A 959-nucleotide genomic window follows, 5' to 3' on the forward strand; every position below is an offset into this window, starting at 1 on the left:
AGCAATGTATTATCTAGTTCAGAAGATAACTGGCTGTAGAAAGACTCGATTGTTCCTTCACCAGGTTCTTCACTTAAAGGTTTGACATTGTTAATACTAGCAGCAAATATCTCGGCTTCAGCCGCAAAATCTGCGGTAGATATGCTGTCGGGGGGTTGCCAGCGATGCACGAAATCGTATTTCCATAAACTTCGTTCCATCACCTGAATTAAACTTATTTTTAATGCTGTTGTTATTGCTATTGCTTGCTGGTATACTTTCTCTCCAATCGCCCGTTTGTTAAACAAAAAATCGTAAACATAAGGAATTCCCCATAGAATTCCTACTGCTTCAGCTTGTCGTACCGAAACCAATCCACCGAATAACTTTCCTATGTATTTATCTAAAGCTTGCTGGTTAAATGCAAAATATTTATCGGGATTGGTTAAATTCTTTCGAGGTAGATTTCGGTCTTCGAGAAAATCAAACACTACTGTCCAGATAGTTTGACTGGTGATAAAATTTACCTGCTTTTGTTCGATCATATAGACAGAAAAAGCCATTGACAGAGTGCGTAAATTTTTTTCAAAGTTCCGCTTTAAATCAATTGTAAAATCTTGATTTTTCTCTATAACTGCGGTCAAGTTTCCCAGAATTTCCTGTTCAAATTCACTGGTGTTTTGACTATAATATTCAGTAGCTGTAGTCCGCAAGTTTTCCCCATCAAATGGGACACCGTTTTTAAGTTGTTGGTAAGCTTGCTCAATTAAGCTCATCAAAACAGTATCGGCTAGTTCTGTTTCAGTACCGCCCAATACTTGGGGCGATTTCTGTACATTATGATAGGTAGCACGGCACAAATCTACTGCTATTTCTGTAGTACCATAAAATTTCAGTTGTGCTAAAACATCGAGTACAAAGTCTATTCCTGACACCGAATCTGCTATAGATCGAGTTAGGGAAGTGCGTACCTGAGCGAG

1 protein-coding gene is annotated in these 959 nt (G+C 38.5%); it reads right to left on the minus strand.

The annotated features are described in order from the left end of the window. Positions 1 to 914: hypothetical protein (locus tag OSCI_RS11960; RefSeq protein WP_039962207.1), on the minus strand; the 914-nt coding region annotated here is incomplete at its 3' end. Between the last annotated feature and the right edge of the window lie 45 nt (positions 915 to 959).

The organism is Kamptonema sp. PCC 6506, from assembly GCF_000180455.1.
Lineage (GTDB): Bacteria > Cyanobacteriota > Cyanobacteriia > Cyanobacteriales > Microcoleaceae > Kamptonema > Kamptonema formosum.